General features: G+C 45.6%; 21 protein-coding genes and 2 tRNA genes. 20 read left to right on the top strand and 3 right to left on the bottom strand.

All coding sequences use genetic code 11. The features are described from left to right. Positions 1-115: 115 nt before the first annotated feature. From J2T20_RS04320 to J2T20_RS04255, 14 genes are all read left to right on the top strand, one after another. Positions 116-1,369, top strand: coding sequence for an LL-diaminopimelate aminotransferase (locus J2T20_RS04320; protein ID WP_307585940.1), 1,254 nt, complete (start codon positions 116-118; stop codon positions 1,367-1,369). A gap of 577 nt (positions 1,370-1,946) precedes the next feature. Then, positions 1,947-2,195 (top strand): hypothetical protein, encoded by a 249-nt coding sequence (locus J2T20_RS04315; RefSeq protein ID WP_307585938.1) that lies wholly within the window; start codon positions 1,947-1,949, stop codon positions 2,193-2,195. 291 nt (positions 2,196-2,486) lie between these two features. After that, a complete protein-coding gene (gene pyrR / locus J2T20_RS04310) occupies positions 2,487-3,071 on the top strand; it encodes a bifunctional pyr operon transcriptional regulator/uracil phosphoribosyltransferase PyrR (protein WP_307586254.1) in 585 nt (194 codons plus the stop codon). A gap of 2 nt (positions 3,072-3,073) precedes the next feature. Beyond that, on the top strand, positions 3,074-3,982 hold the full coding sequence (locus tag J2T20_RS04305; RefSeq protein ID WP_307585936.1) for an aspartate carbamoyltransferase catalytic subunit: 909 nt from the start codon (positions 3,074-3,076) through the stop codon (positions 3,980-3,982). 38 nt (positions 3,983-4,020) lie between these two features. Then, entirely contained in the window at positions 4,021-5,355 is a 1,335-nt protein-coding gene (locus J2T20_RS04300) for a dihydroorotase (RefSeq protein ID WP_373457752.1), read from the top strand. Positions 5,356-5,399: 44 nt separating this feature from the next. After that, on the top strand, positions 5,400-6,578 hold the full coding sequence (carA, locus tag J2T20_RS04295) for a glutamine-hydrolyzing carbamoyl-phosphate synthase small subunit (RefSeq protein WP_307585931.1): 1,179 nt from the start codon (positions 5,400-5,402) through the stop codon (positions 6,576-6,578). A 1-nt stretch (position 6,579) separates the two neighbouring features. Then, a complete protein-coding gene (gene carB, locus J2T20_RS04290) occupies positions 6,580-9,801 on the top strand; it encodes a carbamoyl-phosphate synthase large subunit (RefSeq protein WP_307585929.1) in 3,222 nt (1,073 codons plus the stop codon). A 126-nt stretch (positions 9,802-9,927) separates the two neighbouring features. Then, positions 9,928-10,677 (top strand): orotidine-5'-phosphate decarboxylase, encoded by a 750-nt coding sequence (gene pyrF / locus J2T20_RS04285; RefSeq protein WP_307585927.1) that lies wholly within the window; start codon positions 9,928-9,930, stop codon positions 10,675-10,677. After that, complete coding sequence (gene pyrE / locus J2T20_RS04280) at positions 10,674-11,315, top strand: orotate phosphoribosyltransferase (RefSeq protein WP_307585925.1); 642 nt, start codon at positions 10,674-10,676, stop codon at positions 11,313-11,315. The genes pyrF and pyrE overlap by 4 nt, the downstream gene beginning before the upstream one ends. Positions 11,316-11,575: 260 nt before the next feature. Next, entirely contained in the window at positions 11,576-13,060 is a 1,485-nt protein-coding gene (locus tag J2T20_RS04275) for an ABC transporter substrate-binding protein (protein WP_307585923.1), read from the top strand. 172 nt (positions 13,061-13,232) lie between these two features. Beyond that, positions 13,233-13,397: a hypothetical protein gene (locus J2T20_RS04270; protein WP_019909365.1), complete on the top strand. Its 165-nt coding sequence runs from the start codon at positions 13,233-13,235 to the stop codon at positions 13,395-13,397. An 82-nt stretch (positions 13,398-13,479) separates the two neighbouring features. After that, positions 13,480-13,556 (top strand) — tRNA-Met (locus J2T20_RS04265). 45 nt (positions 13,557-13,601) lie between these two features. Continuing rightward, positions 13,602-13,675, top strand: a tRNA-Ile gene (locus tag J2T20_RS04260). A gap of 196 nt (positions 13,676-13,871) precedes the next feature. After that, complete coding sequence (locus J2T20_RS04255) at positions 13,872-14,753, top strand: hypothetical protein (protein WP_307585918.1); 882 nt, start codon at positions 13,872-13,874, stop codon at positions 14,751-14,753. A gap of 151 nt (positions 14,754-14,904) precedes the next feature. Here J2T20_RS04255 and J2T20_RS04250 read toward each other — a convergent pair whose 3' ends face one another. Beyond that, complete coding sequence (locus tag J2T20_RS04250) at positions 14,905-15,453, bottom strand: ImmA/IrrE family metallo-endopeptidase (RefSeq protein WP_307585916.1); 549 nt, start codon at positions 15,451-15,453, stop codon at positions 14,905-14,907. 170 nt (positions 15,454-15,623) lie between these two features. On the opposite strand from J2T20_RS04250, the gene J2T20_RS04245 reads away from it, so the two are divergent. Then, the gene (locus J2T20_RS04245; RefSeq protein ID WP_307585914.1) at positions 15,624-15,776 is read left to right on the top strand and encodes a hypothetical protein; all 153 of its coding nucleotides are present in this window, start codon (positions 15,624-15,626) and stop codon (positions 15,774-15,776) included. A 75-nt stretch (positions 15,777-15,851) separates the two neighbouring features. Here J2T20_RS04245 and J2T20_RS04240 read toward each other — a convergent pair whose 3' ends face one another. Next, positions 15,852-16,295, bottom strand: coding sequence for a NucA/NucB deoxyribonuclease domain-containing protein (locus J2T20_RS04240; protein WP_307585912.1), 444 nt, complete (start codon positions 16,293-16,295; stop codon positions 15,852-15,854). Positions 16,296-16,868: 573 nt separating this feature from the next. Here J2T20_RS04240 and J2T20_RS04235 point away from each other — a divergent pair. From J2T20_RS04235 to J2T20_RS04225, 3 genes are all read left to right on the top strand, one after another. Then, on the top strand, positions 16,869-17,165 hold the full coding sequence (locus J2T20_RS04235; protein ID WP_307585910.1) for a cyclase family protein: 297 nt from the start codon (positions 16,869-16,871) through the stop codon (positions 17,163-17,165). Between the two features lie 80 nt (positions 17,166-17,245). Further along, positions 17,246-18,514, top strand: a complete 1,269-nt coding sequence (locus J2T20_RS04230) for an erythromycin esterase family protein (RefSeq protein WP_307585908.1) — start codon at positions 17,246-17,248, stop codon at positions 18,512-18,514. 556 nt (positions 18,515-19,070) lie between these two features. Further along, a complete protein-coding gene (locus J2T20_RS04225) occupies positions 19,071-19,646 on the top strand; it encodes a GNAT family N-acetyltransferase (RefSeq protein WP_307585906.1) in 576 nt (191 codons plus the stop codon). Positions 19,647-19,709: 63 nt separating this feature from the next. On the opposite strand, the gene J2T20_RS04220 is transcribed toward J2T20_RS04225, so the two are convergent. After that, on the bottom strand, positions 19,710-19,889 hold the full coding sequence (locus J2T20_RS04220; RefSeq protein ID WP_307585904.1) for a small acid-soluble spore protein H: 180 nt from the start codon (positions 19,887-19,889) through the stop codon (positions 19,710-19,712). Positions 19,890-20,023: 134 nt separating this feature from the next. On the opposite strand from J2T20_RS04220, the gene J2T20_RS04215 reads away from it, so the two are divergent. Next, complete coding sequence (locus J2T20_RS04215) at positions 20,024-20,557, top strand: hypothetical protein (protein ID WP_307585903.1); 534 nt, start codon at positions 20,024-20,026, stop codon at positions 20,555-20,557. Between the two features lie 482 nt (positions 20,558-21,039). Then, complete coding sequence (locus tag J2T20_RS04210) at positions 21,040-21,375, top strand: YolD-like family protein (protein ID WP_307585901.1); 336 nt, start codon at positions 21,040-21,042, stop codon at positions 21,373-21,375. Positions 21,376-21,392: the final 17 nt, after the last annotated feature.

Here is a 21,392-nt window from a genome sequence, read left to right as displayed (position 1 = left end):
GAGTATTAATCCATGGTTTTGAAGCAAGCTTTACGTCATATTTAAAAATATCAGAAAGTATAGGTGCAGGTCATCCTATGCTTTCTATTATTATCCGGGAGATGAGACGACAATTATGAGTATTGAACAATATCAGGAAACATTTATTCAGACTAATTTTGCGGACCGCATCGGTGGCGCTAACTATGGCAAAGACACAGCAATCTACAAATTCGAGAAAATCAAACGCGCTAAAGCATCCGCGAAGAAGGATTTTCCCGATATTGAGCTGATCGACCTCGGTGTGGGCGAACCCGATGAAATGGCGGACGAAGGCATCGTTGCCAAGCTGGCAGAAGAAGCATTGAAGGAAGAAAACCGGGGATATGCAGATAACGGGATTCCTGAATTTAAGACAGCGGCTGCTGAGTATTTGCGGGAAGTATTCCGTGTAGAGGGCATCGATCCTGAGACAGAGGTTGTGCATTCTATCGGCTCCAAGCCTGCACTGGCTATGCTGCCATCCTGCTTCATCAATCCAGGGGACATCACCATTATGACAGTGCCTGGTTACCCTGTGTTGGGTACGCACACCAAGTATCTGGGTGGACAAGTGTATACAGTGGAACTGAAGAAGGAGAATAATTTCCTTCCTGACCTGAATGCCATTCCAGAAGAGGTTGCCCGTAAGGCGAAGCTAATTTATCTAAACTATCCGAACAATCCAACGGGTGCCAGTGCGACTCCTGAATTTTTCGCTGAAGTTGTAGCTTGGGCTAAAAAATATGATGTAGTAGTCATCCACGATGCTCCTTATGCTGCTTTAACCTATGATGGCATGAAGCCGCTTAGCTTCTTGTCTGTACCGGGAGCGAAGGATGTTGGTGTAGAACTTCATTCCCTTTCTAAATCCTACAATATGACAGGTTGGAGAATTGGTTTTGTTGCTGGGAATCCACTTGTTGTTAAAGCGTTCAGCGATATTAAAGATAACAATGATTCCGGTCAATTTATCGCTATTCAGAAAGCGGCTGCTTACGGCCTTTCGCATCCTGAGATTACTGAAGCAATCGCTGCCAAGTATTCCCGCCGTCATAACCTGCTCGTGGATGCTTTGAACAGCCTCGGATTTAAGGCAGAGAAACCAAAGGGTTCTTTCTTCCTTTACGTAGAAGCTCCAAAAGGTGTTAAGGGCGGACGTCGTTTTGAATCCGGTGAAGACTTCTCGCAGTTCCTGATTCGTGAGAAATTGATTTCCAGTGTCCCTTGGGATGATGCCGGATCTTTCGTACGTTTCTCGGTTACCTTTATCGCTAAAGGTGAAGAGGAAGAAAAACGCGTAATCTCTGAAATTCAGAGACGGTTGAGTGACGTTGAGTTTGAATTTTAATGTATTGAATTTTAATTAACTGAATGAATAAGTAAAGCCTACCGTTGCCGGTAGGCTTTTTTGCTTTTTTTTGTTGTGTGAAACGCCTGAAATCCTGCACAAACACCCATGACGCTAAGGCGTCACCCCCTAAAATGAAAATCCTACGTTATTTTCGTATAAAAGTACAACAATCCAGCTCCACAGCCACCATATCTACTCAAATTCCTACACTTTATACAACAATCTAGCTCTACAGCCACTATATCCGCCTAAATTCCTGCACTTTATACAACAATCCAGCTCCACAGCCACCATATCTACTCAAATTCCTGCACTTTATACAACAATCCAGCTCCAGAGCCACCGTATCTACTCAAATTCCTGCACTTTATACAACAATCCAGCTCCAGAGCCACCGTATCTACTCAAATTCCTGCACTTTATACTACAATACCGCTCCCGGGGCATGGTTTGTGCCCGAGATCCTGCATAAAGTACAACAATACCGCTCCTGTCTTGGCCAGAATGTAGTAAAAGAAATATGGTATGATGAAAAATATGTAAAAAGTATTTGTCATTTGGAGGAGTGATTCGAATGAATACGAAATCCAAAGATCCATATAAAATTCATGAAACCGAGCGGAAGGTGGAAGTACCAATTGATTCCAATTCCGGCTACAAAGATGAACAAATCAGGTTATTTCAGCAAATTGAGTCCGGTGGTCCTCCTGAGAAAATTGATTTAAACAGTCTGCCTGAACCTCTAAAATTTGTAGGCTATGCCATTGTATTTGGAATTCCCGTACTGATCCTGATCTTAATCGTTGTCAGCTTCATAAAATGACATTGTTCGCAGAAGTGGGTTATCAGAGTTGACACACGTTACGAGTTCTGTCATACTTCTTTTAAATGAATAGCGCCTTTAATTCAGTCCCGTGAGGCTGGCAAGGTAACGTGAATCGAGGTTCGCGACTCTTAGAAGGGTATCCGTATGTGTACGGATAAGCTTTTTATGCGCGCGGCCACGCCATCTTTCTTAATTCTGCGGATTTCACTCCTTGCCTACCTTGGGCAAGGAGTTTTTTGTTTTCCGGGAACTGTGGACAAGGCTTACAAGCAGGAGGATGACGAGATTATGGTTACTGAGAAAAATGTCATTATGGATGAAACAGCAATTCGTCGGGCGCTGTCGCGTATCGCACATGAAATTTTAGAGAAGAACAAAGGTATTGAAAACTGCTTGCTGATCGGTATTCGTACACGCGGGGTGTATCTGGCACAAAGGATAGCCGAAAGGATCAAGGAGATTGAAGGTGTGGACATACCCTACGGTGAGCTGGATATCACGCATTACCGGGATGACCGAGAAGAGGGTGGCAAGGGGCTGGATGAATTTAAGGACCAGAACCCCGCTAAGAGCATTCTGACTATCACGTCCGGCAGTACGGGGATCCACGATAAAAAGGTGATTTTGTTCGACGATGTACTTTACACCGGTCGTACGATTCGGGCGGCGATGGATGCTCTGATGGATTGCGGACGGCCTAGAATGATCCAATTGGCAGTATTGGCTGACCGAGGACATCGGGAGCTTCCGATCCGCCCTGATTATATCGGTAAAAATGTTCCAACCTCCAAACATGAGCAAATTGAAGTAGCCTTGACCGAATATGACGGCAAGGACGAAGTATATATTATTTCGAACCGGGAGGAACGATAACAATGATGACGGCAACCATGGTGAAGGAACGCAGTCTGCTGGGTTTGAAGGAACTGAATCAGTCAGAGATTGTTCAACTGCTGAATAGAACAGCATATTGGGATAAGCAGGCTGAGAAATTAACACCAGTGCTGGAATCGAAATTTGTGTCGAACATGTTTTTTGAGAATAGCACACGAACCCGGTTCTCGTTCGAAATGGCAGAAAAACGCCTTGGAGCGCAGGTTCTGAACTTTACGTCTGCAGCCTCCAGTGTAGAAAAAGGCGAGTCCATATACGACACTGTGCGAACTTTGGAATCTATGGGTATTGATGCCGGAGTAATACGGTTGAAGCCTGCAGGAGTGTTACAGCAATTAGCTGAGAAGGTATCCATTCCGCTTATCAATGCGGGAGACGGAAATAACGAGCATCCGACACAGGCGCTGCTGGATATGTACACAATGACTAAAACCTTTGGAGAGCTAAAAGGGCTGAAGGTATCTATAATCGGAGACATTATGCATAGTCGGGTGGCCCGCTCCAACCTGTGGGGACTTACGAAGATGGGGGCACAAGTGCAGTTCTGTGCGCCGGAGAATATGAAAGCACCAGAATTAATGCCCTATGCTCCATACGTTTCTATAGAAGAAGCTCTGAAAGCTGATGTGGTCATGATGCTCCGCGTACAGCTTGAACGCCACGCAGTAGGGATATTGCAATCCGCTGATGAATACCGCAGGCAGTTTGGACTCACGGAGGAACGGGCCGCTAAGCTGGGGGCAGGTACAATCATTATGCATCCTGCTCCGGTCAATCGTAATGTAGAAATTGATGATTCCGTGGTAGAAAGCAGTAAATCAAGGATTTTTCCACAGATGGCAAACGGGGTGCCCGTTCGGATGGCGGTTATAGAAAGAGCGGTACTCTAAAAAATCCGACATAAAGGTATTAATAAATATACACAAAGATGAATTTTTATTATATAATAACGAGAGGCCTACCGCGGCCAAAAGGAGTTTTGAATGTGATTATCAAGAACGCCAGCATGATTAACAAGGATGGCAATCTGGAACTAAAACATATTGTACTTCAGGACGGAGTTATCTCTGCTGTATTGGACGGCAAACAAGAAGCTGGCGAGGCTGCAGAAATAATCGATGCCAAAGGAAAGCTTTTGATTCCAGGGTTGATCGACATGCACGTACATCTTCGCGAACCTGGTTTTGAGCACAAGGAGACAGTGGAAACAGGAAGCCGTTCGGCAGCCAAGGGTGGATTTACCACGATCGCCTGTATGCCTAATACACGGCCTGTAACAGACACACCTGAGATTGTGCAATTTGTAAAAGACAAAGCCCGTGAAGCAGGTCTGGTAAAGGTGCTTCCTTATGCAGCAATCACCAAGAATGAGTTGGGCCGAGAGTTAACGGATTTTGCAGCATTGAAGGAAGCCGGGGCAATCGGGTTTACGGATGATGGCGTAGGTGTACAAAATGCACAAATGATGAAGGATGCCATGAATATCGCAGCAGCACTGGATATGCCGGTTATTGCACATTGTGAGGATAATTCGCTGGTTGAAGGTGCTTGTGTAAATGAAGGGAAGTTCGCGACCCGACATGGTTTGAAGGGCATCCCGAATGAATCCGAAGCGATTCACGTTGGACGTGATATTTTGCTGGCCGAGGCGACAGGGGTTCACTACCACGTATGTCATGTCAGCACAGAACAATCCGTTCGATTGATCAGACAAGCTAAGCAAATCGGAATAAAAGTAACTGCTGAGGTTTGCCCGCACCATCTTCTACTTTCTGAAGAAGACATTCCGGGTATGGACGCCAATTGGAAAATGAACCCGCCCTTGCGGTCCCGGCGCGATGTCGAAGCCTGTATCGAAGGGCTACTGGACGGCACCTTGGATATGATTGTTACCGACCATGCCCCGCATAGCGAGGAAGAGAAAGCAAAAGGAATGCAGCTTGCACCTTTCGGTATCGTTGGCTTCGAGACGGCCTTCCCGCTGCTGTATACAGCTTTTGTGGAATCTGGTAAATGGGATCTGTCCCTGCTGGTACAAAGAATGACTGCCGATCCGGCCCGGGTATTCCGCTTGAATACAGGTGTTCTGGATATCGGAGCTCCTGCGGATTTGACACTAATTGATCTGGAGCAGGAGTTGGAAGTAGATCCTGGAACCTTCGCAAGCAAGGGACGCAACACTCCTTTTGCAGGGTGGAAGCTTAAAGGTTGGCCAGTGATGACTTGGGTAGAAGGCAAAGAAGTTTGGAATGCAAATAACTAACTAACAGACATTAATTATAGAAACAACAAGAAGGAGTGAAGGGAATGCAAGCGAGATTGCTGCTTCAGGACGGAACACTGTTTACAGGTACCGCATTTGGCGCTGAGGGCGAAAAGACAGGCGAGGTTGTGTTTAATACAGGGATTACAGGTTACCAGGAGGTGCTGTCGGATCCTTCCTACTGTGGTCAAATCGTTACAATGACATACCCTCTGATTGGAAATTACGGCATTACCCGGGATGATTTTGAATCTGTACGCCCTTTTGTACATGGCTTCGTAGTGCGTCGTCACGAGACAGTCCCAAGTAACTGGAGAGCTGAATACAGTGTTGACGACCTGTTGAAGGAATACGACATTCCCGGGATCAGTGAGATTGACACGCGGATGCTGACACGCATCATTCGTCATTACGGCACCATGAAGGCTATCCTAACTACCTCTAACAAGCGTGTGGAAGAACTGATGGAAATGATGGGCGATACCACCATTGAGGAGCTGCGCAACCAGGTAGCTCGCACGTCTACCACCACTGCATACAGCAGTCCTGGAAGTAAAGAACGGATCGTACTTGTGGATTACGGTGCAAAAACGGGCATTCTGCGTGAATTGAACAGCCGCGGTTGTGATGTTGTAGTCGTACCTCATGATGTAACCGCGGATGAGATTCGCCGCCTGAACCCGGATGGCATTCAGCTTTCGAATGGCCCTGGGGACCCTAAAGATGTTCCTTATGCTGTTAAGACCATTTCCGAGCTGCTCGGTGAGTATCCGATCTTTGGCATCTGCCTAGGACATCAGCTGTTTGCGCTGGCTTGCGGTGCAGATACGGAGAAGCTGAAGTTTGGTCACCGCGGTGGGAACCATCCAGTAAAAGAACTGGAAAGCGGACGTTGCTTCATCACCTCACAAAACCATGGTTTTACCGTGAATGAGAATTCTGTATTAAATACGGATCTAGAAGTTACGCATATCAATAACAATGATAAGACTGTCGAAGGACTCAAACATACCCGCTACCCTGCTTTTTCGGTGCAGTATCATCCGGAAGCGGCGCCGGGCCCGCATGACAGCAGTTACTTGTTCGACCGCTTCTTGCAAATGATTGCTGACCACAAAGCTAACACTCCTGTAAGCTCCCGTCAGGCACAACTTGCAGCGAACGCCAGAATCACGGCGCCGAAACCAACACCACAGCTCGAAGCCGTGAAAGGAGCTCTATAACATGCCAAAGAACGATAAGCTCAAGAAGATACTCGTAATCGGATCCGGCCCAATTGTCATTGGGCAGGCTGCTGAATTTGACTATGCAGGGACTCAGGCTTGCCAAGCGCTGAAAGAAGAAGGCGTCGAGGTCGTTCTGATTAACAGTAACCCAGCGACCATTATGACGGATACTAACATGGCTGATAAAGTGTATATCGAGCCGATTACCCTAGAATTTGTAACTGCCATTATCCGTCAAGAGCGCCCGGATGGATTGCTTCCAACGTTAGGCGGACAGACCGGCCTGAATATGGCCGTAGAATTGGCCCGCGCAGGTGTACTCGAGAAGGAGAACGTTAAACTGCTGGGTACGCAGCTTGAATCCATTGAGAAGGCAGAAGATCGCGATTTGTTCCGTGATCTGATGCGTGAACTGGATCAGCCTGTACCGGAAAGCTCCATTATCACCACCTTGGAGGAAGCTCTTGAATTCGCATCAGGAATCGGCTATCCGTTGATTGTGCGTCCGGCTTATACCTTGGGCGGAACAGGCGGCGGGATTTGCGACAATGAAGAAGAACTTCGTGAGACAGTCAAAGCGGGTATTCGTTATAGCCCGATCGGTCAATGTCTGGTAGAGAAGAGTATTGCAGGCATGAAGGAAGTTGAATACGAGGTTATGCGTGATGCGAACGACAACTGTATCGTTGTCTGCAACATGGAGAACTTTGATCCAGTTGGAGTGCATACGGGAGACAGTATCGTTGTGGCACCGAGCCAAACCCTCTCTGACCGTGAGTACCAAATGCTGCGCAGTGCTTCACTCAAAATTATTCGTGCGCTTAATATTGAAGGCGGTTGTAACGTACAATTCGCGCTTGATCCGCAAAGCTATCAATACTATGTCATTGAAGTTAACCCTCGTGTAAGCCGTTCATCGGCTTTGGCTTCGAAGGCTACAGGCTATCCGATTGCGAAAATGGCAGCCAAAATCGCGCTGGGCTATACTTTGGATGAAATCGTTAATCCGGTTACCGGACAGACATATGCCTGCTTTGAACCAACACTTGACTATATCGTAAGTAAAATTCCACGCTGGCCTTTTGATAAGTTCATCTATGCGAACCGGAAGCTTGGCACGCAAATGAAGGCGACCGGTGAGGTTATGGCTATAGGCCGTACTTTTGAAGAGTCGATTCATAAAGCCATCCGTTCCTTGGAAATTGGTGTTCACCGTTTCTACCTGCCGGGTACGGATGCTCTGGAGGAGAGTGTCCTCCGTGAACGCTTGGCAAAAGCGGATGATGAGCGCCTATTCCTGATCGCAGAAGCGTTCCGCCGCGGTTATGGATTACAAGAAGTTCAGGATATCACGAACATTGATTGGTGGTTCCTCTCCAAGATCGAAGGGTTGATCCAATTTGAAGATGTCATTCGCGGTGAAGTAAGTTTATCCCCGGAGACATTGTACCAAGCTAAGCGTAAAGGCTTTACGGATCGGGCTATTGCAGAAATTCGAGCACAAGCATATCCTGACGGTGAACAAACCAAAGAATCCGAGGTTCGGGTATTCCGCCTGAAGCAAGGATTGACACCTGTCTTCAAAATGGTAGATACCTGTGCGGCTGAATTTGAGGCCTCCACACCGTATTACTACTCAACCTATGAGACGGAGAACGAAGTCATCCATTCCGACAAGCAAAAAGTCATCGTACTCGGCTCCGGCCCAATACGGATCGGTCAAGGGATTGAGTTTGACTACTCTACTGTGCATGCAGTATGGGCAATTCAAAAGGCAGGTTATGAAGCCGTAATTATTAACAACAATCCCGAGACGGTATCAACAGACTTCAACACTTCGGACCGCTTGTATTTTGAACCGCTTTTCTTTGAGGATGTAATGAACGTGATTGCCCAAGAGAATCCAATCGGAGTTATCGTGCAGTTCGGCGGACAGACGGCCATTAACCTTGCTGCACCGCTCAGTGCAGCCGGCGTTAATATCCTTGGAACCAGTCTGGAAAGTATCGATGAAGCTGAGAACCGTAAGAAGTTCGAAGCGCTGCTGTCCCGTCTTGATGTGGCACAGCCTAAAGGCAAGACGGTTGATTCCATAGATGATGCTGTACAGACTGCACAAGACCTTGGTTATCCTGTACTGGTACGTCCTTCCTATGTACTGGGCGGACGCGCGATGGAAATTGTCTACAATGACACGGAACTGCTCAGCTATATGAAAGAAGCGGTAAAGGTCAATCCGGAACATCCGGTATTGATTGACCGTTATATGCTTGGTAAAGAGGTTGAAGTTGACGCGATTTGCGATGGTGAGACGGTTGTTATTCCGGGTATCATGGAGCACGTAGAACGCGCTGGTGTCCACTCCGGTGACTCCATAGCCGTATATCCTCCGCAATATTTGGATGAAGGCCTCAAGCAGAAGATCGCGGACATTACGATCAAGATTGCCAAGGAACTGAAGACCATTGGTCTAGTAAACATTCAATTCGTAATTTATCAAAATGAAGTGTATGTAATCGAAGTAAATCCACGCTCCTCGCGTACGGTTCCGTTCCTGAGTAAGGTGACAGGAATTCCAATGGCTCACTTGGCTACAAAGATCATTCTCGGGAGCAAGCTGAAGGACGATGGTTATGTAGAAGGTCTATGGCCTGAAAGCGACTATGTTTCGGTAAAAGTACCGGTGTTCTCTTTTGCCAAGCTACGTAGAGTAGAACCTACTCTGGGACCTGAAATGAAGTCGACCGGTGAAGTTATGGGTCGTGATAAATTGTACGCCAAAGCTTTGTATAAGGGCTTGATCGGAGCGGGGATGAAGATTCCTTCTACAGGAGCAATCATCGTAACCGTAGCGGATAAAGACAAGGCTGAAGCCGTTGAGCTTATGAAAGGCTTCCACGCGATGGGCTACAAGATCATTGCAACCGGTGGAACAGCAACTGCACTCGAAGAAGCAGGTCTGAACGTAATGAACGTTAACAAGCTTGATGAAGGAGAACCAACCATTCTCGACCTTATCCGGGGTGGTAAAGCTAACTTCGTCTTTAACACACTGACCAAGGGCAAAACACCGGAGCGCGACGGATTCCGTATCCGCCGTGAAGCGGTAGAGAACGGTGTCGTATGTATGACATCCCTGGATACAGTAACGGCGCTCCTGATTATGCTTCAGACGATTAACTTCTCATCAGAATCTATGCCTGCTTTTGTAGGACAATAATTTAACCACAACAAGTCATAGGTGAACGAAAAGACAGGAACGGTTTGCGACTATTCGCAGACCGTTCCGCTATGCCTAGGGTCTAATAGAAAAGTGCGGCGCTGTCGCACCGGATAGGAGTGCTGTATGGTACAAGAGCTTACCTTGGAACAAAAAGCTATGGCGAAGCGAATTATGATTCCTTTGGATTATCCTAATGCTGAACAGGCGAGTGTGTTGATTAACAAGCTGGAGGGAATTCCCTGCTATATGAAGGTGGGGATGCAGCTTTTTTATGCGGCTGGCCCCGAATTTATTAAAGATTTGAAGCGCCGCGGTTATTCCGTATTTGTAGATCTGAAAATGCATGATATCCCCAATACGGTTAAAGGTGGCGCAGAAAGCCTGACTCAGCTTGGAGCGGATATGTTCAATGTCCATGCCTCCGGCGGTTCAGCCATGATGGCAGCGGCTCGCACTGGAGCAGCAGCGGCGGTAAGCATCAATCCTTCGCTAAGCATGCCGCTGATTATCGCAGTCACACAGCTAACCAGCACTAGCCAGGAGGTCATGAACAGCGAGATCGGTATATCTGGCAATGTTACGGACACTGTCGTTCGATACGCCAAACTGGCGGCCGAAGCTGGACTGGACGGTGTTGTGGCATCACCCCAGGAATCCGCTGCAATCGCTGCTGCCTGTGGCCCAGCTTTCTGTACAGTTACACCGGGGATACGACCGGCAGGGTCATCCGTGGACGACCAATCCCGTGTGATGACACCGGGACAAGCTATACGGCAGGGCAGCCATTACCTAGTGATAGGACGACCTATTACAGGAGCGGAAGATCCATACCAAGCCGCACTAAATATCATTGAGGAGATGACACAGGCATGAGCTCATTATTGAATAAAAGTGAACAAATCGCTGCCTATTTACTGAATATCGGAGCGGTAGCACTGCGCCCCCAGGAGCCATTTACATGGACTTCGGGTATCAAATCCCCTATCTATTGTGATAATCGCCTGACCTTGTCCTACCCTGAGGTCCGCAATTATATTGCGGATGCTTTTGCAGAACTCATTACAAGTCAGTATCCAGATGCTGAGGTGATTGCGGGTACGGCAACAGCTGGTATTCCTCATGCCGCATGGGTCGCACAGAAGTTGAATCTGCCAATGGCTTACATTCGTGATAAGGCTAAGGGACATGGAAAGCAAAACCAAATTGAAGGTCTAATAACATCCGGACAAAAGGTTATAGTAATCGAGGATCTGATCTCAACCGGCGGCAGCTCGATTAAAGCAGCGCAGGCTGTGCAAGAAGCTGGAGGTAATCCCTTGGCTGTTCTGGCTATCTTCAGCTATGAGCTAGATCGTGCTACTGATGCTTTTTCGGCCGCAGGTGTCCCTCTGCACAGTTTATCTAACTACAATACTTTGATTGATGTAGCGCTAACCCAGGGCAAGATTGCCGAAAATGATGTAGAATTGCTTCGCTCCTGGAGAAAAGATCCGGCGGCATTTGGTGTGTAAGGAATCCCTTTCATTCTGATCTCCTAATATAGCAGTCCATTGAATGACCCTCGCCTTATGGTGCAGGGTCTTTCTTGCGACTGGGAGATATATTATAAATCCTAATCTCAAATACTGGAAATAACATGACCAAATCGTAGTTTAACTTTAAACGGCCTGTAACTTACCCTCCAATGAAAACCTTTATAATCCAAATTAAGGAGTCGCTTTGTAACCTTTTTATAGGACATGGAACGATTATTTTTCGGGAGGGTAAATTTATGAATACAAGTAAAAGAAAACGTACGCCAGGGCGTCTTCTGAGCCTTGGCATCTGTACGGTGCTTCTGCTGCCGCTGGCTTCTGAGGGATGGAATACGGCGTGGGCTGAACCGCTGAAGGCTCCACAGGAGCAACGTGTGCTGCGTATCGGCAGTCTCTGGAGCGGAGAGGATGACACATATTTCCGCCAGCAATTCACCGATATGTATGAACTGCAGCATCCTGAAATCAAGCTGGAACTCGTATCTGCAATTGATGCAAGTGAGCTTCGATTCAGCAGTGCTTTTCCGCAGCCAAACACGGATAATCTGGGGAGTATTCGCGGGATTATGGGCGGGGAACATCCGGTGGATGTAATCATTGGAGAAAGCCAGCTATTGAAAAGTCTTGCTGAGAACAATCTTGTGTTACCTTTGCAGCCTCTTATTGACCGGGATCACTATGATATAAGTACGATGGCTCCTACTATGCTAAATGGAATCCGTGAGCTTGGAGGGGGGAATTTGTTTGCGCTGGCGCCAACTTTTTCCTCAAGTGCACTCTACTATAACAAAAAGATTTTTGATGCCGCTAAAGTGGCTTATCCCACTAATGGGATGACATGGGATGAAATGTTCGCTCTTGCTGCCAAGGTTACGAAGGTTTCTAAAAAGAGTGAGAGCCGTGTTTACGGGTTCTCAATGAATCGTTACCTGGCTGATCCATTCTGGGATTTGCAGACCTATGTCTCTCCCCTTAAGCTTTCCCAGTACGACAACAAGGGTGAGAAAATGACCGTAAACAATGCCCAGTGGAGTAAAGCATGGACTACTTATAGCGGTTTGGTTAAAAAGCAAACGGTGCCTGGACTGGATAGTCAGGAATTTATGTGGACTGATGGCAAGCCCTATAGCCCGATTCAAGGAGACTTGTTCCTTACGAGTAAAGCTGCGATGGTTGTCGGAGAATACGGTTATATTAATGAGTTGACTTCCGTCCACCGGAATGCCTCCAAAATTAAAAATTACAAGCCTGTGGACTGGGGCGTGGTGACGGTTCCAACCTATGCGGAGAAACCGGATGTTGCCGTAGGAACTTGGCTTGGCACCATGATGGCAATCGGAATTACAGCTACTAATCCAGAGGATGCTTGGGATTTTATTAAATTTGTGAACAGCAAGGAAGTTGCTAAAATCAAAGCACATAACCGCTATGAACTGACTTCACGTAAGGAATATATTACTTCTCAGGATCCGAATATAAACTTAGAGGCATTTTATACTCTAAAGCCGCTACCCCCTAATGATCTGAAAATGGATAGCTTGCTCACCCAAAAGCCGGCAATTAGTCAGGTTAGCGATGCGGGACGACAGTTATTTATTGAAGTCTTCGAGGGAAAAAGATCCGTTCCAAATGCGTTAAAAGCATGGGAGAAGCAGGGAAATGCCATGCTGCTGCAGCTGATTACAAATCCCCAGATGTCCTTCGATTTGGAGAACGGTTAGCTTCAGAAGAGTGCGGTAAGAAATGACTAAGAAGCATATGATACGAAGGGGTGTTCCTTGAAAGTCATGGAAATGGCCTGTAGGACACCTTTTTAGGGTTATTTTATAAAAAGTGGGCATGCTAAGTTCAGAGCAGGGGTAATTCATTCCCAAAAAAGGAGAAGAGGGCAGCATGAACTGGATATACTTCGCCAAGCTGTTCAGAACCAGATTTCAAGCAGGATGTCTGGCAAAACGGTTGGAGCAAGATGGCTGGATTTATGGTTATCATGACCCGCGCTTTGTAGAAATTTATCGCTCGCGTAAAGGTCGCTACGGTGTTCGTTTCCTTCCTTGAGAAGTTTTATTAATCCCTACTTGACTTATCACCCCTATATAATGTATATTATTTATTGTCGCTGTTTGAATATGATTACTGACGCGGGGTGGAGCAGCCCGGTAGCTCGTCGGGCTCATAACCCGAAGGCCGCAGGTTCAAATCCTGCCCCCGCAACCAATTTATTTACAAGCAGCAATTATATATGACGGATATTTTTCATCCGGGCCCTTAGCTCAGTTGGTTAGAGCGGTCGGCTCATAACCGATTGGTCGGGGGTTCGAGTCCCTCAGGGCCCACTTATTAAAAACCCTTACTTTGTAAGGGTTTTTTGCTGTTTAAAGGCGGATTTAATAGTAAGATGCTAGCGTAATGGCGGCGAATAGATTAGCTCCCCACCCTGAGCGCATCCTGAGTCTGCATTTACCTATAGTTCCAAACGGAATATACTAACTATGGATGTTAAATTTTATAGTAATAAGTGAGGGGAATTCGTTGGAGAAGAATATACTAGACTTTCATTCATCGGAGCGGAATATCATTTTACTCGGTGACTTTAGTGAAACGGAAATTGTGGAAAAAGGCTCAAAATTGAAGGCTCATAGTCATGCAAAAGATGTGGGGACTGCCGTAGGTATCAAAGTAGCGGGTAGAATTGCTAGTAAATTAGTCCTTCCTATAATAAATCCGATAGGGGCTGCCATAGTTAATGGAGCTGCTGACATAGCTAGTATGGCAAGTATAAGTAGTTTGCTAAAAAACACTACTGCTGAATTTACATATCTAAAGGTTCCCTATTCTCAGGCACATGATTTTTTGAAATGGAAGGGTTCCTTAGTGCCCCAAAAAGATGCCTATTATATCAAAAACCCGCATGATGATCGTGTTTATTTTCCAGCCGATAAATTTCATACTTTGGCATTTGAAGAGAAGTATAACGAGGCGATTAGATTGCTTATGGCTCTTAAGCCGAAAAATCTTACAGTAGAATATAGAGAAGGGTATGCCCGGGAACTTAACGCCAAAGTGAAGGGTAAGAAGGAAGTTATAAATGCAGAGGCTGATCTTAAAGTAAATCAAGTCAAAGGGAATGAGGTGCTGTTCAGCGCTGAATTTGAAAAGCCGAATTTCTTCTCCAGAGCAAAGAAACCCTCTGATCTTATATGGTATCCTTCCGAGGAAAAATGGCATAGCCTAGTTGACGGTGTGATAAATCATGGATTAAAAAAGGTTGAAATGGATATTAGTTATAATGATGATTTTGGGGTTACCGCAAATTTACAAGCCTCTATAGCAAAAGCAATTGGAGGAAAGATAGAGTCGAAGTATACCGTATTTAGACAAACGCTATGGAAGGTTAGTGCGACTTTTTGGTAAACGAATAAATCTCTTAAAGGCAATCCAGTATCTTCTTCGGAAACGATAGAGGAATTGACCAACATGGATATGTATCTTTCTGTGGGCTGCTCCGAAGTCATGCTAAATGACTCTGGAAGCAGCCTATTTGGGTTGATCACTTACTTCATAATTAATCGGATCGGGGAGAGCAGAGTGTGGGTACCTTTTCTCCCTGAGCCCCCATCACAGCCAATAATTGCCCTTGAAAAATACGCCTTTGAATTTGGTCTATACGCTGCATAGCCAGCTCTCGGGGTACTTCAAATTCGGTTGTGATGAAGCTGATGGCTTCGCTTCTTAATTCTGGCAATGATCTTCTTGAGATCATGGAATATGGCATAGCGGCATAAAGGATAAATCGATCCGCTTCATCTTGTTGTGCTTGGGTATAATGCTCGGGCATTACACTTTGGTTGCCCGCGTGGCGGAGTAAATGACAAAGCTCATGTAAAAATTCAAGGCGCTGCATTCCGGCAGGCAGGCGATTATCGATGAACATACTATACATACCGGCCGAGGCCTCAATGCCTTTGCTCCTTACATCTAAATAATGAATCCAAATATTTAGCCGTTCTGAAATATTAGTTATTGATATCTGTGAAGGTTCTCTAATACCCAATCTTTCATAAAGATCCTCAGTCCATTTCTCCAAAGCAGTCATTTGATAATATGATTTCATTATAGCCACCTCAGTCCGTTTAAGAACAAATGTTCCTATTTCACTAAGCATAAAGCAAATAAACTTTAATATCAAGCATTCACTCTTTTCTTTGCCAATTTGCCCAAACGGTATGGTCTATTGCCACATATTCTGTGCTGTAGTCATTATCAATTAGGAGGTTTTCGTAAATGGGAAATGAATGTTGTTACGGTGGTCATGTTGGTGGAGCTAATGTAGGTCCTGGTCCGGTATTGCCAGTTGTTAGTCCTTGGACTTCAACAGGTGCAATTCTGGTTCTTTACATCCTGTTGGTTATTATCTTAAAAGCCTGTATATTCTAAACATGCTAAAAACCGTTCCGGTCCTATTAGGCATCTGCCTGCAGGACCGGAACGGTTTTGAATTTGTCTTGAGCTTTATTTGAACATAAACTCGACGCGTGTACCGTCAGCAAAGTCTTCTAGTTGATTGCCAACCCAGCTTCCGGCGCCTCGATTATCGCTCGGAGGTATGTATTCGATGTCTGCGCCTTCTCCGCCCTCCAGACACATAGCCATAGGCCACTCATCCCGGTCATAGCCTTTTTTAGTAGGCACACCTTTTAGGGAAAGGCGGCGATTTTCGTCAGCACCCTCGCGGTCAATCGTGCAGATCGGTGCCTCGCCATCCTCAATAGCATCTTGAATATGCCTCGCTGTCTTCGGATAACGATCGACAGGGAAGAGGATTTGTACAACCTTTCCGCTGGACGTGGAAGAGGGCTCGTTGCTGAATCTTTCTTCTTCGAACAGATAACTTGCTACGACAAATAGCAGGAGAATAATAACACTCCATAGTAATTTCCGTTTTCGTGCTTTCACTGCGGCTCCTCCTTCTACTTAGTCAAATAAGTACGGCTATGAAAAAACGATAGCCGTTTTTATTTAAGCGTAAATTAGGGCTCTTTCTCGAAATCAGTGCTTGATTTTCCGTTTACGTCACTGTGCCGGGAACGATTTCGATTTAACTTCGCCTGATGTTTCACCGGGTTTGGGGTAACTACGTCTTACAGGTAGCGAATCCGGGTTGCGGACCAGTCCATCGGTGAATTAGAGGGGAAAATGCCCGCTAATACCGACCGAAACGCCATGAATATGAGATTAAAGGGAAAATATCCCTATAATCTTACCCATTCCGTCCCAAAGAGGTATATCCTCAAAATTAGCGGGCGAAATTCCCTCTAATTGCCCAAATGGGGTAGCGGGTGCAGAAATAGAGGGAGAAAACGCCTCTATTGGGCGTAATGGATTTCTGTCTTTCTGGTCACCTGTCAAGAACTGATATTAGTGTTGAGCCTAAATTAGTATATCTTATATCTAAAAGCTCTGTACGTTTTTTTAATAGCGGTGCTAGAACCTACACTGATCATCTATCAGTTGGACATGGAGGGAACTATGATTAGCAAGTTATTTGGGCAAGCCGGTTATTTTAAAAACCATCCCGTCATAACGCTGGCATTCGCTGAGTTATTAGTAAGGAAGCGTGTGAAAATGATCTGCTTGGAGACACCCTCACCGGACCAATACCCTTTTGAAGTACATAAATATTTATTTAAGAATAAAATCCTTGTCACCGAAAATTTAACGAATGTTGAGCAGCTATTAAATGTGGATTCGTTTGAGGTGATTGCATTGCCTCTGCATATCCGGGCGGATTCTTCAGTTGCAAGAGTAATTGCTCGGGTAAGGTAACTTCTGACGAATGTTTTACCCTGTATACGCGCAAACTTTGGTGGACATACACTGAGAAATAGTGCGAGGGGTGAAGCGATATGAAAGAGAAGTTAATCATGCAGTCTATTCGCAAGCTGGCAAGATCCTTCAACAGCGAAGAAGAAACCAAAGGACTGGTCGAAGAGGCTGGTAAGTCTAAATATGTGCTCCTGGGTGAAGCATCCCATGGTACCTCGGAGTTTTATACTGTCCGTGCAGATTTGTCTAAACGTTTGATTTCGGAAAAGGGCTTCCGATTCATTGCGGTAGAAGGGGATTGGCCCTCATGCTACACGTTGAACCGGTATGTTAAGGGTTATACCGATGAGGGTGTCGATGCAAAAGCAGCGCTAAGTGACTTCAATCGATGGCCTACCTGGATGTGGGCTAATCGTGAGATTATAGAGCTTGCTGAATGGCTTCGTCAGTATAATAGGGACAAACCGGATGAGGAGAAGGCTGGTTTTTACGGGATCGATGTGTATAGTCTCTGGGAGTCTATGGACGAAATCTTGAAGTATTTGAGTTCGAAGGAGGACACTTCTGATCTGGAGGCAGCCAAACGGGCGTTTGAATGTTTTGAGCCCTATGATCGGGAGGGCCAGTCGTACGGGATTTCTGCTTCCATATATGGAGAAGGCTGCGAGAATGAGGTTGTTTCCCTTCTCCTCAGGCTGCAGGACAAGTGGAAGGACGCTTACCCGAAGGATAAAGAGAATGCGTTAAGCGCTGAACTGAACGCGTTGGCGGTAAGAGGGGGAGAAGCCTACTACCGGACTATGATTCGCCATGACACCGAGTCTTGGAATATCAGGGATCGCCATATGGTCGAGGCTCTGGAGAAGCTGATGGAATTCCACGGTGAAGGCGCCCGAACGATTGTCTGGGAACATAATACCCATGTTGGGGATGCCCGAGCGACGGATATGGCTGAAGACGGGATGGTTAATGTAGGACAGCTACTTCGGGAGGAGCATGGGGATGAGGTATTTGCCATCGGCTTCGGCACCTACCAGGGAACCGTTATAGCAGGTAAGTCATGGGGGGCTCCAATGGAGATAATGCGTGTGCCGGCCGCAGTTGCCAACAGCTGGGAGGAGATGCTTCACCGGGATGGTGCGGAGGACAAGCTGCTTTATTTTGACAAGGAGGATTCTGTTTTGGACGATACCTTCATTGGTCACCGTGCGATCGGTGTGGTGTACCATCCGGAATGGGAACGGGGGAATTACGTGCCTACGGTCATCTCCAAACGGTATGATGCCTTCATTTACATTGATCAGACGAAAGCGGTTAGCCCGTTAGCGTTAGAAACTGTTAAGGTATAGAGAACAATAGAAGCGAGGCTGCCGGAGGTGTCCGGTGGTCTTTTTTCGCGGTGTGCAGTAATGTTAAGAGAGATGCTCTATATTTTGACTAAAGAGGAGCTTGTTTAATGATCAGGATGTAACAAAGGTCGCCGACCTGTACAATCACGATACCTTGAATGAGGTCAGTTGCTTGGAATTTTTAAAAGCGTCAGCTATATCACCTGTTATTCATGATGTACTAGAGTGCTCTAATGAAAGAGTATTAGTGAATACATACATATGCATCAGGTGCTGATCCCCATGGGATTCGGAAGAGTAACGCGGAGCAAATAAGAAGTCTAGTATTAGACCTCGGATTCGTACCCCAGCATTTGGTCAACCTGAATGTTCTGGATTGGGAGTGGGCGGAGTGGGCGGAGTGGGGGCATCCTCTGAATGACGTTGGTTGGGTGGTATGGTTCACGAAACTCCACTATCCCCAATTAGCTCCTGTTTTGAATAACGCTTTTGTTGAGATCAGGTTGAATGGATCCGGCGTTTAGAATGGACATTTGATACTCTGGAGGAAAATAATATGATGGAACAATTAAAAACACCAAGTATCATGGGGAATAATATTTATCTACGTTTTGTTAAGGCCTCTGATTTGGATACTTATTATTCTTTATTACAGGAACCTGAATTGAACCGACTAACGGGTTCGCAAAGCGAATTTACGGGTGAGGAAATCGCTGTTTGGATCGAGAAGATCGGGGTCCCCCAAGAAGGCCGTGTGGATTTCATGATTGTGGTGAAGGGCACAGATCAACTGGTAGGTGAAGTGGTGTTGAACGAAATAGACCCTATCAATCGGAGTGCGAATATTAGGATTTGCATTCAAGGGACTCAACATCGCGGCAAGGGTTACGGCACAGAAGCTATGATACATATGATCCGCTACGGCTTCAAAACCTTGAATTTACATAGGATTCATCTGGGGGTTTACGACTTTAATCCCCGAGCCATACATGTGTACGAAAAGCTTGGATTTCAACGGGAGGGAATTGAGCGGGATAGCCTATATCAGGACGGGGAGTTTCATGACATGATTTTGATGGCTATGCTTGAGGATGAGTTTCGCTTTATTTATGGAGAAAAAAGTCCGAATTAATAGTATAAAATAAAAAGGCAGCCGCAACTGCCTTTTTTTACAGAGTAAGTACTCTATAATGATCTAAAGTTCTTCCAAGCTGTTCAAAGGAACCTCTTGTTCCTGCTCAGGGTGATCGAGAGGGAAGATTCTAGCCACTTCATTCCCTTCATCCACGTTTTGTATGTAAATAAGAACTCCTTCATAGGACACTTTAGCCATAGAAGGTGATTTGGCAATTTCTTTTGCGCGTTGGATGTTCATAATCTTTAACCTCCATTTTTACTTTGTCTTAATGTTTTCACAATATGGATAAAGTATGCATCCTCAATTTTTACAAATATTTCATTTGCTCTTTACAAAACTCCACATTATGCTTTAGTAGGAGGGATAGAGAAATGAAAAAAATGTTATTAGTGGGACTGATTTTGGTATTTTCCCTACTCAGCGCCTGTAGCAATGAGCCTACGGCTATTGTCTCCAAAGAAGACAAACAGGCCCATGTGCAAAAATTCTTTGATGAAATGTCAGCGATCGAACAGGAAGGGAAATCTTCGTTGGAGGATTTTAATGAATCACTTGCCTCCTATTCCGCTGGAAAAGCTACGGACAAGCAGTTGAAGAAGGCGATTGATGTATTTCAGAACACAGCTACAGATATATTACAACAGGTTAATGATGTGGAAATTTCCTCGGGGTTGCCCCAAGACATTAAGGCATTTCTGGAAGACTCCAAAATTGCCTTTCAAAGTGCTTACTCATTAAAAGAGCAGGCCTCGCAAGGCGCAGATTCGGCTACCGTGACGGCTGAGCAATTTAAAGAATTAAATCAGAATGCTGAGCTCGCCATGATGTACGGGATTTCTAAGCTTAATGAGGCAAGGGTAGCTTCAGGGCTTGTGGAAGCTGAATCAGCGATAGAAGCTAAATAGATTTGGTGTATGAATACACAAAAAAGGCGCTCGACAAATTAATTTGTCAGCGCCTATTTACATCGTTCGTATGATGTTTATTTTGATCGGAGTAATCTGGCTTTGAATTTCTTATGCTTCCACTGTTTTAATTGTATCCCACACAGCTGTAATAGAATGATGAAGACAGTTGCAAGGATAAGCCCAATAACTATTCCGGTTACACTTCCTTTGGTAAAGTCTGAAAGCGAATGGTTCTGATATACAATAAGGAACAGAATGACTATGTATGCCGGTATCATCATAAGTAGTGGAGCAGTTTTTTTCAAAGCTGGGGCTCCTTTCACAATAGAGATACACAATATTATACATATTTTAGGATGAAAATGTTTGAGATATTTGTCACTTATTTCTTATTGATAATTCGCTACAGCATTGAGTATAATACAAACGTACGTTCCCTTTATTGGGGATAGAGCTGAGCGGAGGGAGAAATGAATTCAATGGCCAAAAAACTGGACGGAAATGGGCTGTGGGAGAGTAGCCGCATGATGCTGCCGGAGCATAAAAGCCGGATTAGACGCGATGAACTGGAGACCCTGCGGCGTGATAAGCCAACCCTAGATGATCAAAAGCAGGAGGAGATGGAGCGCGCGCTCGTATTGTCTCTTCGCAACCATGTTCGGGTAACTATAGTCCTATTCGACCCCTTTGAGGATGTTAGGCTTAGCGGGTTTATAACCTCCATTCATGCCCACACGCGTGAGATCAAATTGCAGTGGGCGGAAGAATGGAAGTGGATTGCTCTGGATAATATCGTTGAAGTGTATACGTGTTAACAGTAAGGGTGATAAAG

Origin of the sequence: Paenibacillus wynnii, assembly GCF_030812855.1 — a bacterium.
Taxonomy (GTDB): Bacteria; Bacillota; Bacilli; order Paenibacillales; family Paenibacillaceae; genus Paenibacillus_AQ; species Paenibacillus_AQ wynnii_A.
This window is presented reverse-complemented; position numbering and strand designations above follow the sequence as displayed.